Origin of the sequence: Mucilaginibacter sp. (assembly GCF_028288225.1) — a bacterium.
Lineage (GTDB): Bacteria > Bacteroidota > Bacteroidia > Sphingobacteriales > Sphingobacteriaceae > Mucilaginibacter.
This window is the reverse complement of record NZ_JAQBOC010000016.1, coordinates 64359-79163: the sequence shown is the minus strand read 5'-3', so window position 1 is coordinate 79163 and position 14805 is coordinate 64359. Positions and strand designations below refer to the sequence as shown.

14 protein-coding genes are annotated in these 14805 nt (G+C 39.9%); 4 read left to right on the top strand and 10 right to left on the bottom strand.

The genetic code is table 11. The features are described from left to right. Positions 1 to 96 precede the first annotated feature (96 nt). Positions 97 to 1578 carry a PAS domain-containing sensor histidine kinase gene (locus tag JWQ54_RS04210; RefSeq protein ID WP_299580683.1) on the top strand — a complete coding sequence of 494 codons (1482 nt, stop codon included), beginning with the start codon at positions 97 to 99 and terminating at the stop codon, positions 1576 to 1578. 129 nt (positions 1579 to 1707) lie between these two features. Here JWQ54_RS04210 and JWQ54_RS04205 read toward each other — a convergent pair whose 3' ends face one another. From JWQ54_RS04205 to JWQ54_RS04190, 4 genes are all read right to left on the bottom strand, one after another. After that, complete coding sequence (locus tag JWQ54_RS04205; RefSeq protein WP_299580680.1) at positions 1708 to 2688, bottom strand: type I phosphomannose isomerase catalytic subunit; 981 nt, start codon at positions 2686 to 2688, stop codon at positions 1708 to 1710. Positions 2689 to 2810: 122 nt separating this feature from the next. After that, complete coding sequence (locus tag JWQ54_RS04200; RefSeq protein ID WP_299580677.1) at positions 2811 to 3161, bottom strand: DUF86 domain-containing protein; 351 nt, start codon at positions 3159 to 3161, stop codon at positions 2811 to 2813. Further along, entirely contained in the window at positions 3154 to 3444 is a 291-nt protein-coding gene (locus tag JWQ54_RS04195) for a nucleotidyltransferase domain-containing protein (protein ID WP_299580675.1), read from the bottom strand. The genes JWQ54_RS04200 and JWQ54_RS04195 overlap by 8 nt, the downstream gene beginning before the upstream one ends. A gap of 109 nt (positions 3445 to 3553) precedes the next feature. Next, positions 3554 to 4783, bottom strand: a complete 1230-nt coding sequence (locus tag JWQ54_RS04190; RefSeq protein WP_299580673.1) for an NADP-dependent isocitrate dehydrogenase — start codon at positions 4781 to 4783, stop codon at positions 3554 to 3556. 317 nt (positions 4784 to 5100) lie between these two features. Here JWQ54_RS04190 and JWQ54_RS04185 point away from each other — a divergent pair, with 317 nt between their 5' ends. From JWQ54_RS04185 to pruA, 3 genes are all read left to right on the top strand, one after another. After that, entirely contained in the window at positions 5101 to 5814 is a 714-nt protein-coding gene (locus tag JWQ54_RS04185) for a hypothetical protein (RefSeq protein WP_299580670.1), read from the top strand. Between the two features lie 146 nt (positions 5815 to 5960). Continuing rightward, positions 5961 to 6386 (top strand): hypothetical protein, encoded by a 426-nt coding sequence (locus JWQ54_RS04180; protein ID WP_299580667.1) that lies wholly within the window; start codon positions 5961 to 5963, stop codon positions 6384 to 6386. Between the two features lie 332 nt (positions 6387 to 6718). Then, positions 6719 to 8356 carry an L-glutamate gamma-semialdehyde dehydrogenase gene (pruA, locus tag JWQ54_RS04175; RefSeq protein WP_299580664.1) on the top strand — a complete coding sequence of 546 codons (1638 nt, stop codon included), beginning with the start codon at positions 6719 to 6721 and terminating at the stop codon, positions 8354 to 8356. A gap of 117 nt (positions 8357 to 8473) precedes the next feature. Here the strand turns inward: pruA and JWQ54_RS04170 are convergent, their stop codons facing one another. From JWQ54_RS04170 to JWQ54_RS04145, 6 genes are all read right to left on the bottom strand, one after another. After that, positions 8474 to 9139, bottom strand: coding sequence for a carbonic anhydrase (locus JWQ54_RS04170; RefSeq protein ID WP_299580662.1), 666 nt, complete (start codon positions 9137 to 9139; stop codon positions 8474 to 8476). 134 nt (positions 9140 to 9273) lie between these two features. Then, on the bottom strand, positions 9274 to 10008 hold the full coding sequence (locus tag JWQ54_RS04165; RefSeq protein WP_299580659.1) for a YoaK family protein: 735 nt from the start codon (positions 10006 to 10008) through the stop codon (positions 9274 to 9276). A 172-nt stretch (positions 10009 to 10180) separates the two neighbouring features. After that, on the bottom strand, positions 10181 to 10921 hold the full coding sequence (locus tag JWQ54_RS04160) for a carbonic anhydrase (RefSeq protein WP_299580656.1): 741 nt from the start codon (positions 10919 to 10921) through the stop codon (positions 10181 to 10183). Positions 10922 to 10933: 12 nt separating this feature from the next. Beyond that, complete coding sequence (locus tag JWQ54_RS04155) at positions 10934 to 12511, bottom strand: SulP family inorganic anion transporter (RefSeq protein WP_299580787.1); 1578 nt, start codon at positions 12509 to 12511, stop codon at positions 10934 to 10936. Positions 12512 to 12602: 91 nt separating this feature from the next. Beyond that, the gene (locus tag JWQ54_RS04150) at positions 12603 to 12935 is read right to left on the bottom strand and encodes a hypothetical protein (protein ID WP_299580653.1); all 333 of its coding nucleotides are present in this window, start codon (positions 12933 to 12935) and stop codon (positions 12603 to 12605) included. Positions 12936 to 13049: 114 nt separating this feature from the next. Beyond that, positions 13050 to 14159 (bottom strand): glycoside hydrolase family 26 protein, encoded by a 1110-nt coding sequence (locus JWQ54_RS04145; protein ID WP_299580650.1) that lies wholly within the window; start codon positions 14157 to 14159, stop codon positions 13050 to 13052. Positions 14160 to 14805: the final 646 nt, after the last annotated feature.

Genomic DNA, 14805 nt, shown 5'->3' with positions numbered 1-14805 from the left:
TGGCTTACAGTTTTGCTCATATCTGTTTTTTGGCATAGAATTTTCTATTACGAGCCCTGTAGCTACTGATTAAAATACAATGAGTCGGATATTAATATGAGTATTGTGGACGGGAACAACTTTTATTCTGATGATGCATCCCATCTTGCTCAAATCCTTGATCAATTAAATGCGGGGATCTGGGAGTACAACGTTAACACTAAACAGGTTAAGTGGTCTGCCGGATTTTATACCATTTTGGGTTATAAGCCCGGAGAGATCGAGTGTTCCTATAATTCTTTTCTTGAAGATCTGCTTTACCATTATGATAAACCCATTTTTTTAAAAGCTATTCACTCACGCAGCCAGGACCAGTCCAATACCGTTCAAATAAGGCTTTTAACCAAAAATTCCGGTTATCAATGGTTTGAAAGCGTCACAAAAAAATGGGAAGATAACGGGGTGCCAAAATTTACCGGTTCCCTTATAAACATCAACAAATCAAAAATACTGGGTTTACGCTCGGCACAAAACGATTTTCATTTTAACGAAACAGGTACCATTGCCAAAATAAGCGGCTTTGAAATTGATGTGCCTACCATGAGCTTATGGCTTTCAAAAGAGGCGTTCGATATTTACGAGTTAAATGATCAGCTTAAATTAAGCATTGAAGAAGCCGTTAGCTTTTTTGAACCACAATACCGGCTCCTTATAAACGAGGCTATTGAGAATGCCATAAAATTCTGCAAACCCTATGACCTTGAGTTGCTTTTCAGATCTGCCAAAAACAATGTAATATGGGTGCGGGCCAAAGGTTTGCCTATTATTGATGATTATGGCAAATGCATCACTATTAGGGGCATATTGCAGGATATTGACAGCATTAAAAAGAAAGGGCTTACGCTTCAGTCGTCTATCAATTCATTAAACGATCACAATAAGCGGCTGCAAAATTTCGCCTATATCGTGTCGCACAACCTGCGTTCGCATTCCGGCAATTTACAATTCATGGTAAATTTGCACGAGGAAAGCGAATCCGTCGAAGACAGGGCCGAAGTTTTTGCGCATATCAAATCAATAAGCAGCAGCCTTAGCACTACCGTTGAGCATCTTAACGAAATTGTTATGATCCACACGGATATTGACAAGGAACGGAAAGCGATTGAATTTGAAGATGTATTTAAAAATGTGGTTTCGGCCCTGCAAAGCAATGTGGAAGCCACCGCTGCAAAAATTGAATACGATTTTACACAATGCCCGGTAATTGAATATATCCCGGCCTATCTTGAAAGTATCTTCCAAAACCTGCTTACCAACGCCCTGAAATACCGCCATACAGACAGACAGCCGGTAATTACCTGCCGCACCATAAAAGATCACAGCCATATATACATGTTGTTTGAGGACAATGGTATCGGCATTGATATGGAACGTTTTGGCGATAAGGTGTTCGGCATGTATAAAACCTTCCACCAAAATACCGATGCAAAAGGTATTGGCCTGTTCATCACCCGCAACCAGGTAGAATCAATGGGCGGAACAATTAAGGTTGATAGTACCGTTAATGTGGGTACGAAGTTTACAATTAGGTTGGTGTGACCTTCTGTAGGGGCGTAATGCTTACGCCCTCGCCCGCGTTAATCCGCGTCCCGTTCAGCAATTCCACTAACACAAACGTTATTATTATGCAAAATACAATAGGGCGTATGCAATACGCCCCTACAGTTGTTATTCAATATAACTTTCCAGGATCTTGAAACCTGTAGTGGTTTCTAACTGCACATTACTAATTGTCTTCGGCAACAAGATACAATCGCCCATTTTTACCGGGTATTCGTCACCATTCGTTTTAACGGTAAACTCACCCTCAACACAAACATAAATCACAAACGAATCGAGGTTGCTGTAATCTTTGGTTGTGCCGGTTGTAAAATCGAGCAGGTTAGTGGTAAAATAAGGGCAGCTTACCAGCTTAACCGTTTCATTTTTTTCAGGCTGATATCTGGTTTTGTACTCAGGATAATGTTTATAATCGATAGCTGCAAGGGCTTCTTCGGTATGGAGCTCGCGTTTGTTTCCTTTATCATCAACCCGGTCAAAATCATAAATGCGATAGGTAATGTCTGATGTTTGCTGAATTTCGGCTATCAGCAATCCTTTACCAATAGTGTGTACACGGCCTGCCGGTAAAAAGAAAACATCACCTGCTTTTACATCTTCCTTATTCAAAACATCCGTTAAATGGCCGCTGTTGAATTTATCAAGATACTCCTGTTGCGTAAGCTCTTTGTTAAACCCGGCAATTAATGTCGAACCAGGATCAGCCTGTATCACATACCACATCTCGGTTTTACCGAATGAATTATGCCGTTTTTTGGCCAGTTCATCATTTGGGTGCACCTGAATGGAAAGATCCTCATTGGCATCAATAAATTTTATCAGCAAAGGGAAAATATTGCCGAAATGTGCATATACCTTTTCGCCTACCAGCTCGCCTTTAAACTTTTCAAGCAATTCAGCCAGCGACTCACCCTCAAGCGCACCATTGGCAACTACCGAAACATCCGATTTCACACCCGAGATCTCCCAGGTTTCGCCGCAGTTTGGTAATGAACCAAAATCTTTGTGCAGGTAGGTTTTTATTTTATTACCGCCCCAAATCTTGTCCTTATATATGGTTTTGAATTTTAATGGATACAATGCTGACATAATGTAGAAATTTGAGCCGCTAAGTTATCAGTTAAATATTTAATGAAAAAAAATAAACTAAAGTTATCGAGAGATAAGTTAATTTTTCGATATTCCAGACGTTTGGTATTTCGTAAGAATAGTTATCTGTATTGGCGTTGATTCAACAAGGCACTAATTTGACCAATTAATGGATTCAAATAATCTTCTATGATAGCCCAGATTATATAATAGTTTATACCAAAATAATTGTGAACTATTCTATTTCTTAAACCCCTTATTTTATGCCAATCAATTTCCTGGTTATTATTCTTTACTTCATCAGGTAAGCGATTTGCCGCTTCACCTATAATTTCGAAGTTTCTTACTACAGCATCAATGGTTTTACTATCTGCTACAAATTCATCATAGGTTAGCGCTGCTGTATAGCTTATAATCTTTTCGGCACTTTCAAGTATGTCTTCTAATAGCAGTTTGGGATGGCGCTCAGACATAAACTATTTCGGGCTCAATTACATTAAAATATTTTTGCTTAATGCCGCCTCTCGAAACAAGATCAACTTTATGATTAAGCTTTCGTTCGAGTTCATCTGCAAGGGTCACAAATTCGATTCCTATTTTGCCATTAAAATCAACAATGATATCAATATCGCTGTTGTTATTAAAATCATCCCGCACGACTGATCCAAAAAGGCCAATCGATGAAACGAAATATTTGCTTTCCATCTCTGGCTTAAAGCTTGATATTATTTCCTTTATTTCATTTAGACGAAGCATAGATCAAAAGTAGCTAAATTCTCACAAAAAAAGTCCGCATATCTCTATACGGACTTTTAATATTCACATAGGAGACGCAAAGTGTTGCGTCTCTACGCTAAACCAGGTTCTACTTACCCAGCTTCTTTTTCAAATTCTCGTCAATAGCTGCTAAAAACTCTTCGGTATATAAGTAATCTTTACCGTGCTCCACTTTTGGTTTTATGGTGATGGCCAAATCTTTGGTCATTTTACCGCTTTCAACAGTTTCAATACAAACCTCTTCAAGCGCTTTACAGAATTTTATCAGCTCATGGTTATTATCCAGTAAACCACGGAATTCTAAACCACGGGTCCATGCAAAAATTGATGCAATTGGGTTGGTTGAGGTTGGCTTACCTGCTTGGTGTTCGCGGTAGTGGCGGGTAACCGTCCCGTGTGCAGCCTCTGCTTCCATAACGGTTCCGTCCGGTGTAACCAGGGTTGAGGTCATTAAGCCTAATGAGCCAAAGCCTTGCGCAACAGTGTCGCTCTGTACGTCGCCGTCATAGTTTTTACACGCCCATACAAAGTTACCATGCCATTTCAATGCAGATGCAACCATGTCGTCAATAAGCCGGTGCTCATAAGTTAATTGGTTTGCTTCAAACTCAAGCTTAAATTCCTGCTCATAGATCTCCTGGAAAATATCTTTAAAGCGGCCATCGTATTTTTTAAGGATGGTATTTTTGGTTGACAGGTATAAAGGCCATTTTTTTAGCAACGCCTGATTAAAGCAGGCACGCGCAAATCCTTTTATTGATTCGTCAGTATTATACATGGCAAGGGCCACGCCATCACCTTTAAAATTGTAAACTTCAAATGATTGCTCTGCTCCGCCATCCTCAGGAGTAAACTTAATAGTTAACTTACCTTTACCTTTAGTTACAAAATCGGTTGCACGGTACTGATCGCCAAAAGCATGACGGCCGATACATATCGGGGCAGTCCAGTTAGGCACCAAACGCGGAACATTAGCCATAACAATAGGTTCACGGAAAACCGTACCATCCAATATATTACGGATAGTACCGTTTGGCGATTTCCACATCTGTTTCAAATTAAACTCCTTTACACGCTCTTCATCAGGCGTGATAGTTGCACATTTAATACCTACACCATATTGTTTAATGGCGTTTGCAGCATCAATGGTAACCTGGTCGTTAGTTTCATCACGATACTCAATACCAAGATCATAGTACTTAATATCCAGATCCAGGTAAGGAATTATCAGCTTATCCTTAATAAATTTCCATATTATACGGGTCATTTCATCGCCGTCCAGTTCAACAACAGGATTTTCTACTTTAATTTTCGACATTTTTGATACTATTATTTTTTTAATGGCTTCAAATATATAAAATAGTTGATTAAGTGGGTGGTTGATTAAGTGAGTAGTTAATTCTGTCCGGATAATCTAAATGTCAAAATAATGTTACAACATTCAATAACTCATTCAACCCAAGCAACCATTCAACTTAGTCTAACTTAATCAACCGTTCAACTTAGTTTAACCCAATCAACTCAATAAACTTTTATTCAACCGAAATGCCGTTTTTATAAAGTTAGATGCTATTTTTATAAAATATATAAATCAACCCTTGGTTAAACTTTTATTAAAGTGCTGCTGTTTAAATTATGATAAAACCAATACTAAAAACAACACTGCTAACACTACTTTTTTGTTATTTCGCATTTATTGCAAAAGCCCAGGTTGGGTATAACTACGCACAATATGAAATAGGCACCTCGGTTGGTTTTAACAAGGTTTATGGCGATGCAGAAACGCTGATCACCATGCCTTCTATCAATTTTAATTTCACCTATAACGCCACACCTTTTACTAATTTTGTTTTTGAAGCTCAATTAGGAAAGCTACGTGGCGGCGATTCGGTTCTTACCAAATCAGGCAGGTATTTTAATAATGATTTTGTGGCCTTTATATTTCGCGGACAGCTGCAATTTGGCGAGTTTCTGGATTATTCTAACAGTAAGTTAAATAACGCGCTTAAAAATTTATATGTATCGGCAGGTATTGGGGTTGTACGCAATAACATAACACAGATAAGCCGTTATTCGCAACAAGTGCCAGGGTTTTATACCGGTGGCGACGATAAAAGCAAAGGCCCCTTTATTCCTTTACGGATTGGTTATGAATTTAAACTTTACAATACTTATTCGCAGCCCAGCGTTAAAATAGATGTTGGTTATGGTTACAACTATATGTTAAGTGACGGCCTTGATGGTTTTGCAGCCGGTGGTAAAAAAGATGTGCTATCGCAATTTACTTTAGGTGTAAAATTTGCCATTGGTGAGGCAGCCATATCATACCGAAAACAAATTACTTATTAGGGGGTTGATTAAGTTAGATTGGGTTGATTAAGTTGAATTGAGTTTATAAATATTGAATTACTGAAAGTTGGATATAAACATCAAACATTTACAACCAATATAACCCCTGCAACTTTTATGACAACGCAAAGCTAAATACAAAACCCATGAATATAGACACCTTTGATCCTGTTTTTGATAGTGAAGGCGAAGACAGGGACCGCACATTAAAAGATGAATTAGGCGAAACTATTGACAAAGAAGACCTTAATTATAATGCTGATGAGGATAGCTTTGAATATGATGTAAAAAGCGACGATCCGGAATATCAGCACGCCGATCCATATAATACCTCGGTAAAAAACGGCGAGGATATGAATTCAAGCTATGATGAGGCAAACCCTTACGATGCCGGTGAGGAGTACATCCCCAATGAATCGTTAGAAACAGATGTGGATAAATTAGGCATGCATATTGATGATGGTGATATTGTAGAGCTTGACGCAGCTGATAAGGCGCTGGGCCATACCCCTGAAGATGATCGTACTGACCTGGACGAGGAAGGGTATCCGAAGAATGACAGGCATAGGTAAATAAATTCCATTAAAAATCAATTGCAATCTTTCGCGTCATTGAACGAAGCAAACTTTGAGCTTGCAAATCAGACAGGAGAAAACATATGGTGACCATAAAATTATTAAGCTTTTAGGTCACCATATGTTTTTAGGTTCATGATTGTCCTATGCAGAGTTGGCTTCGTTCCTCGCCATGACGGATGACTATATAATACACTCCTTCATCCGCACACCCACACATCCGTAATCCACACATCAACCCGCACTGTCAAACCAGCGTAATCTGCCCGCTCGCACATCAAAAATCTGCACATCAATTCTTATATTTGCAGCGTAGTAACTGACAACATATGCTTAAAGGATTTTTTAACGTTCCGCCACCGCAGAACGAACCTGTATTAAATTACGGTCCGCGCAGTGTGGAACGCGCAGCGCTTAAAGCTGCATTGAACGAAGCACGGGCCAAAAAAATTGATATACCCATGTATATTGGCGGCAAGGAAGTATTTACCGGCAAAAAACTGGAGATCCGTCCGCCGCACGATCATAAACACGTGCTGGCCACTTTTTCTGAAGGTGATGCAAGCCATGTAACCGCGGCCATTGATGCAGCCCTTGCTGCAAAAGCCGATTGGGAAGATCTGCCATGGGAACAACGTGCAGCCATATTTTTAAAAGCTGCCGAGTTGCTTGCCGGCCCGTACCGCTCAAAAGTAAACGCGGCTACCATGCTTGGCCAATCAAAAAATGCTTACCAGGCCGAAATTGATGCTGCCTGTGAGCTGATCGATTTTCTGCGTTTTAACGTAGAGTACATGACGGAGATCTACAAGCAACAGCCGCCAATATCAGGCAAAGGTGTTTGGAACCGGGTAGAACAGCGCCCGCTTGAAGGTTTTGTATTTGCTTTAACCCCCTTTAACTTTACTGCTATTGCAGGTAACCTGCCAACATCAGCAGCAATGATGGGTAACGTAGTGGTTTGGAAACCAGCCTACACACAAATTTATGCAGCAAATGTATTGATGCAGGTATTTATTGAAGCAGGTATGCCTGCCGGTGTTATCAACCTTATTTATGTGGATGGACCCGTTGCCGGCGACGTAATATTTAACCACCCTGATTTTGCAGGGATCCATTTTACAGGTTCAACCAAAGTGTTCCAGAATATCTGGCAAACTATTGGCACCAACATTCATAAATACAAAACATATCCGCGCATAGTGGGCGAAACAGGTGGTAAAGACTTTGTTTTGGCACATCCAAGCGCTAATGCTGATGTTGTGAGCACGGCACTTGTTCGTGGCGCATTTGAATACCAGGGACAAAAATGTTCCGCTGCCTCAAGGGCATATGTTCCCGCCTCATTATGGCCTGCTGTAAAAGCAAATATGAAGCGCGATATTACCTCGTTTAAAATAGGCCCGGTTGAAGATTTTGAAAACTTTATTAATGCCGTTATTACCGAAGCATCATTTGATAAGCTAGCAAGCTATATTGATGCTGCAAAGGCCGATGAAAATGTTGAAATAGTTGCCGGTGGCGGTTATGATAAAACCAAGGGCTGGTTTGTTGAACCTACCGTATTAAGGGTTGATGATCCATACTATGTAACCATGTGCGAAGAGCTTTTTGGCCCCGTGCTTACTATTTATGTATATGAAGATGGCAAGTTTGATGAGATCCTGGATATCGTTGACAAAACTTCCATCTATGCCTTAACAGGCTCAATTATATCACAGGACAGGTATGCTATTGCCAGGGCAACACATCATTTACGCAACGCAGCCGGAAACTTTTATATTAATGATAAACCAACCGGGGCTGTAGTTGGTCAGCAGCCATTTGGTGGTGCCAGGGGGTCAGGTACCGATGATAAAGCCGGTTCAATGATAAACCTGTTGCGCTGGGTATCTCCGCGTACCATAAAAGAAACCTTTGATCCGCCTAAGGATTACAGATACCCGTTTTTAGCGAAAGAAATCTGAGGAGAGTCCATAGTCGATAGTCCATGGTCCATGGATTATCGACTGTGCTTATAAGGGAACTGCCTATTCGTCGACATTTCCATGGACTATCGACCATGGTCTATGGACTCCCTTCCCCTACTTGAACTTAAACACATTATCCATATTGGCGTTGTCATAGGTGCTTACCTTCATATCGGTAATTATACCGGTTTTAAGGCTGTACACCCAGCCATGAACACCTAAAGGCTGTCCGTTTTTCCAGGCATTCTGCACTATTGATGTTTTGCACAGATTATATGCATTTTCAATTACATTAAGCTCAACAAGCCGGTCATAGCGCTTGTCCGTATCAGTTATAGCCTCAAGTTCTTTGGCATGTATCCGATAAACATCTTTTATATGCCTTAGCCAGTTATCAATTAGGCCATACTCGTTGTTAGACATTGCCGCAAGCACGCCACCGCAGCCATAATGGCCCGTAACCACAACATGCTTTACCTTTAGCACATTAACTGCATAATCCAGTACCGAAAGCATATTCATATCCGAATGGATCACCATGTTGGCAATATTGCGGTGCACAAATATTTGCCCCGGGGCTGTATTGGTGATCTGGTTTGCCGGAACACGACTATCAGCACAACCTATCCATAAAACCGGCGGCGACTGCCCGCTTGCAAGCTTTTCAAAATATTCAGGATCTGAATTTAAGGTATAAGCTACAAACTCTTTATTGCCATCAAGTAAACTATTATATAATTCATCTTCAGCAGGCGGGGTGTGTTCTACTTTATCGCTCATGTTTTTTAGGTAGATATAAATTATTATGGCAAAAATATAAAGATAAAGATTAATTGCTTCATAGTTGTATAGTACCAGTGTTAACGCTTTGTAATTAAATAACCACAAAATTTATTCGAAGGCATCAATATTTTTTATGCTGATCTTGAAAACAACTTTGTTAGCTTATGTAAGGCCAGCGGCGAAACATCATAATATAAGATAGTTAACAGGATGAATGGCACAAAATAAAAGATAGCGAAATCAAAAACATTGAACAGAAAGCCGCCTAACACTGCCCCGATGAGGTAGAAACCAAGAATAGCAAGCCTGATATAAATCTTATTTTTAACGGTTTCCGTTTTGGCTGCTTTAGGGTGCACCCATTCAGCAATGTCGCCGCCAAGGTCAGTAAACAGCCCGGTTAAATGGGATGATTTGATCAAACCTCCGGATACTGTTGATACAAGGCTGTTTTGCAGCCCCATTGAAAATATAATGGCGCCTATCACCACTTCACGTTCAAACAGGGTTTCCTTGTAAAAGTTATGGCCATATATCGCTACAAATAATAAAACAATGATCTCAATAATGACAGGTAAAGAATGAGCCTTATAATAACTGGTATGACTATATGAGCGCACAATAAAGCTTGAAATAAAAGCTCCGGCGAAAAACATTAGCAGCCAGATCACAAATACAATTATCTCTCTGAAATTCTGATCAACTATATGTTTTGCCAGGTTAGCCACATGCCCGGTGATGTTAGAAGTAAAAGCAAGGAAGGCTATCATTCCTGCTATATTGGTAATACCCGATACCAAAGCGGTAGACGATGCAAGCATCAGGTTTTCTTTAAATGTTCTGTCCTCTTTTGATTGTCTTAACATATGCCAAAATTTGCCTGTTAGCGCATTATGGCATAAAAATAATATAAAATATTGCACCGTAAGCAATGTTAAGAGGTTGCTTATCCTTAAAAAAAGGCAGGATCTTGCACTTCCTGAACATGATCGCCATATTCTAAAAGTTTGTATCCTGCCTTATAAAAATTAAATACTGTTAATGAGCAGCTATTATTGCTTCAGCACTATCAAGCTCATAAACATATCCCAGGTTAGCCGGTCCGCTGCTGCTTACTTTAAGATCTTTAACCAGGCCTGTCGCCAGGTCAATAACCCATCCATGCAATTGCAGATCTGTCCGTTGCATCCAGGCATTTTGAATAATGCTTGTTTTGCACAGATTATAAACCTGCTCCATCACATTCAGCTCAACCAAACGGTTAAGCTTTACCGTTTCATCTGAAATCCGGTCGAGTTCATGACTGTGCAGCCTGTATACATCCTTTATATTTCGCAACCAGTTATCAATCAATCCAAACTGTTTATTGCTTAATGCCGCAGCTACCCCGCCGCATCCATAATGGCCAGCTACTATAACATGCTTAACCTTTAATATATTTACTGCATAATCAAGCACACTCAGCATATTCATGTCTGAATGCACGCATACATTGGCAATATTCCTGTGTACAAATATTTCTCCGGGCTGGGTACCGGTAACAACATTTGCCGGTACACGGCTGTCTGAACAGCCTATCCAAAGCACTTCCGGGCTTTGCCCGGCAGATAGCTTATTAAAGTAATCAGGGTCCTCTTTAAGCTTATTGCTCACCCATTCGCTATTACCTTTAAGCAAGGATATATAATTATCCGTTTGTACCGGTTTTAGTTGTTTGGTATCAATTACCGGTTTTATATAGTTGCTATTATTATCTGCTTTATTTTCTTTAACTAACATTGTCATAAAATTTTAATTGGGGTTATACATTAATTGTTTTAAGGGGGGTACATCATACTTTTCCTTCACCTGCTGCAGTTGTACAATTATCCCTTTGGTATAAGCATTGTGTTTAAAATTTTGAATTATCTCCAGAACATCCTGGTCAATATACCTCGAATTGGAGCCATCAATAATCACGTCCGAACCTTTGGGCAGGCTGGTTAAGGTAATTTGAATGGCAGCCTTATTTAAAAAAGAAACCTCTTCGGCAAGCCGTATTCTTATGGTTTTCTTGTCTCCGTTTTTATCTATATGATAAAAATATGGGTTGCGCATATTGGTACGCAGTATATAAAACACCCCCACAAGCATCCCTATACCCACACCTATCAGCAAGTCGGTAAAAACAACGGCAACAATAGTCACCACAAAGGGTATAAACTGATCAAGTCCTTTATGCCACATGTGTTTAAATAAACTTATCCGCGCCAGCTTATAACCTGTGATCAGCAGGATAGCCGCCAAACATGATAGCGGGATATAATTAATTGCTGCGGGGATTAACAGTAATGAAATCAGCAGCAGGAAACCATGCACAATGGCGCTGATCTTGGTGCGGGCGCCGGCATTAACATTGGCTGATGAGCGCACTATAACCGCTGTCATCGGCAGGCCGCCTAATAATCCGCTTGCTACGTTGCCTATACCCTGCGCCACAAGCTCACGGTTAGTAGGCGAGATCCGTTTTATCGGATCTATCTTATCACAGGCTTCCAGGCTAAGCAGGGTTTCTAAGCTGGCTACAACTGCAATGGTAAAGGCCGTTATCCAGATCTGCTTATTACCAATAACGCTAAAATCAGGACTTTTAAACAGCGCCATAAATTCGGCTGTGCTGTTTACAACGGGGATCTGTACAAACTGTTTTTCCAGCAAGGCAAAACCGCTGTTAGCAAAAAGCATACTTAAGCCAATCCCTGCTAAAACTACCATAAGCGGTGCAGGTATCACGGCAAGCTTTTTAATCCGCGGCCAATATATCATAAGTGCAATTGATACCATTGTGATGATAACTGCACCATAATTTATTTTTGATAATGCCCCCAATACTCCTGAGAAGGTATTGTGCTCGTCTGCTTGGCTAAACCTTTCGTCACCCTCATAGTCGGCGTCATAGCCTACCGCGTGAGGAAACTGTTTTAAAATAAGAATTATACCAATTGCAGCCAGCATCCCCTCAATTACCGCCGAAGGAAAGTAGTTGGCAATAGTTCCGCCTTTTATTAAACCAAACACTATTTGTAAAACGCCGGCAATAACCAGGCTGAGTAAAAAAGCTTCATACGATCCCAGGGTGGTAATGGCCGTTAAAACAATAACTGTTAAACCGGCAGCAGGCCCGGCAACACTAAGCTGCGATCCGCTAAAAGCACCAACCACTATACCGCCAATTATGCCTGTGAGCAAACCTGCAAACAATGGCGCCCCGGACGCTAAAGCTATCCCCAAACACAGGGGCAAGGCAACTAAAAAAACAACAATACTTGAAGGAAGATCCTTTTTTAAATTTTTAGATAAAAAATATTTACGAAGGTTAAGACTGCCCATAGCAGATCCACCATGCTCATTTTGCATAAAAGAAAAATTTGATTAAAATATAAATGAATTAAACAGTCCGCTGGAGTGCGGATAAATCATTTTATGCGTTCGGAGGCGGGGTGGGCACAACAGGGTGATATACCTGTGTATAAAGAGAGCTCTCTAAATTGTGCAATACATTTGTTTCTATAACAAATGTGATGTATTCAATCGAATGGAGATAATTCTCATCGAAAACTTTTTTGTCTTTTGCAATGTCCTTTTCCGGGTCATTCTTCTCGGTTTTTGACTCATGCTCCAGTTGAGTGATCACTGCATTAACTACTTTGTTATCAAGGTTTAGAAATACGGGAGCAATGGATATAACCATCTTTGCACAAAAGATGAACATAAAAAAAGCGCCTGTCAATACTCTAAAATTCCTGATCTTCATTGGGGCAAATATAAAAAATCAAATATAAGCTGCGTGTAAAATTGTTTAAAAGTTAATTTTTTACTTTTACAATACAGCTCTCTAACGGCTTATTTACCCATTTGTTTTATAAAATCATTTTAATACTTTTCCATAAATTGCGAGCGGTGTAAGTCTGTTTTGGAAAATCAAATGCCCGTCGCCTGCAAACTTTTTAAAATCATCAGCACTTAGCTGACCGGGATATGGCGCATAATATTGTTCAATTCCTGCATTGCGCCACGTAAGCACATATGATGTTTTATGTTTAATTAAGGCAGGCAATAAAACCTGTGTCCACCAGTCGGCAGTGGGGATGTTCAGGTAACCGGTTTCGGCCAGGCACGATAGTTTATGATGTTTGGCAGCAATAATATCCAGCAAGGCCATACGCTTGTGCAGGTTCTTTTCAAATAAGGCAATATCTTTGCGGCAATAGTTATCAAAGCCGATCACATCAACATAATTATCTCCGGGATAACGTTCCATAAATTCAGCTTCCGAATCAAAATCAGCAACAGAATAAACAATCAGCAAGTTATGCAGCTTCTTTTTATTGCGCAGGTAATCAATGGTAAACTGCCATAGGGTTTTAAACTCACCTGGCGTGCTGGTATTTTTACACCACCAAAACCAGTTACCTGTAAGCTCATGAAAGGGCCTGAAAAGGACAGGGATTGCCTCACCGTTATTACCTTTCAAATCGCCAAGATATTTTGCTGCGCGATCAAGATAACCTACATATACTTCATGAGATGTACCGCCGGGAATAATATCAGCCACAGTTCGCATGGTAGTATCCCAGGCGGTTTTGCCATTAGCCGGGTTATCCATGTGCCAGCAAAATGTATTGATCCCTCCCCGCTGATAGGCTTCTTTTACCCGCTTTTTCTGCAGATCAAACGGTAGTTTATTAATGTCTTTTGTACTGTCGTGCTCAATTTTTGCCAGGTCCCAGCCATACAATCCGGGGTACGTTCCGGTCACAGCTTTTACGTCCGAGCTGTCATCTGCAAATTTCCAGTTAACACCGTAACCGGCATCGTCATGGTGACCAAAAATTACCCCCGCTCCTACCAGGCGCTGCATACTGTTAAAAAGTGCCTTAGTTTCTTTAGTAGCCCGTAGGTCACAGGGATTGTTAAGCTGCGCCTTCACGCAGGAGTTGAGTAATATTACCAGGAGCGGGATGTATTTTTTTTTCATGTAATTAATCTTTACAATATGCTAATTATTGTCTAGTTTCAGGTGCAATATTATCCATCAATTATCCGGTGCGAAACTGAAACCGGTTATTTTGAGTACCACAAAGCCCGTTATAAAAAGCATTGAAAACCCAAATAACAAAATTTTACAATTCAAGGATGTAATTTTCAAACTCATGTAACTTATTTGTACCAATAAAACTTAGGTTTGCACCTACAAAACTTTTCGGCACGTTTATTAGTAAAACGGCAATTTACATAGCTTTGGGTACGACGCTTCGCCAATAAAAAGGTAACAGAAAACATACAAGAGCCTGCGGCAATTGCTATTTAAATGCTTATAATAAGGCAATTAGTTTATAATTGATCGTACAAAAGTAATTGCAATTAAGAGGTTTGACATAATATTATTTTTACATTTCTTAATTTTAAATTAATCTATATATATTATTAATTGATGTAATTTACCCATATTTACATATTTTTATTTCTAATGGGTGTAATACTTTTATTACAATTTACCGGGTCATTTCTTGAGGTTCATAAACAGTTTAAAAAGTTTTATTCCTTATTAATTTGGGCACCCGGTTCAAACCATCAAACATCTGGTAGGATTGTTTGTAGTTTAGCAAGATAATTTGCATTTA

Bases quoted from the DNA above. Each gene is read 5' to 3' on its own strand.
- JWQ54_RS04190 (WP_299580673.1), bottom strand. From the start codon at position 4,783: ATGTCGAAAATTAAAGTAGAAAATCCTGTTGTTGAACTGGACGGCGAT.
- JWQ54_RS04170 (WP_299580662.1), bottom strand. From the start codon at position 9,139: ATGAGCGATAAAGTAGAACACACCCCGCCTGCTGAAGATGAATTATAT.
- JWQ54_RS04155 (WP_299580787.1), bottom strand. From the start codon at position 12,511: ATGGGCAGTCTTAACCTTCGTAAATATTTTTTATCTAAAAATTTAAAA.
- JWQ54_RS04180 (WP_299580667.1), top strand. From the start codon at position 5,961: ATGAATATAGACACCTTTGATCCTGTTTTTGATAGTGAAGGCGAAGAC.
- JWQ54_RS04200 (WP_299580677.1), bottom strand. From the start codon at position 3,161: ATGTCTGAGCGCCATCCCAAACTGCTATTAGAAGACATACTTGAAAGT.
- JWQ54_RS04145 (WP_299580650.1), bottom strand. From the start codon at position 14,159: ATGAAAAAAAAATACATCCCGCTCCTGGTAATATTACTCAACTCCTGC.
- JWQ54_RS04165 (WP_299580659.1), bottom strand. From the start codon at position 10,008: ATGTTAAGACAATCAAAAGAGGACAGAACATTTAAAGAAAACCTGATG.
- JWQ54_RS04195 (WP_299580675.1), bottom strand. From the start codon at position 3,444: ATGCTTCGTCTAAATGAAATAAAGGAAATAATATCAAGCTTTAAGCCA.
- JWQ54_RS04210 (WP_299580683.1), top strand. From the start codon at position 97: ATGAGTATTGTGGACGGGAACAACTTTTATTCTGATGATGCATCCCAT.
- JWQ54_RS04205 (WP_299580680.1), bottom strand. From the start codon at position 2,688: ATGTCAGCATTGTATCCATTAAAATTCAAAACCATATATAAGGACAAG.
- JWQ54_RS04150 (WP_299580653.1), bottom strand. From the start codon at position 12,935: ATGAAGATCAGGAATTTTAGAGTATTGACAGGCGCTTTTTTTATGTTC.
- JWQ54_RS04160 (WP_299580656.1), bottom strand. From the start codon at position 10,921: ATGTTAGTTAAAGAAAATAAAGCAGATAATAATAGCAACTATATAAAA.
- JWQ54_RS04185 (WP_299580670.1), top strand. From the start codon at position 5,101: ATGATAAAACCAATACTAAAAACAACACTGCTAACACTACTTTTTTGT.
- pruA (WP_299580664.1), top strand. From the start codon at position 6,719: ATGCTTAAAGGATTTTTTAACGTTCCGCCACCGCAGAACGAACCTGTA.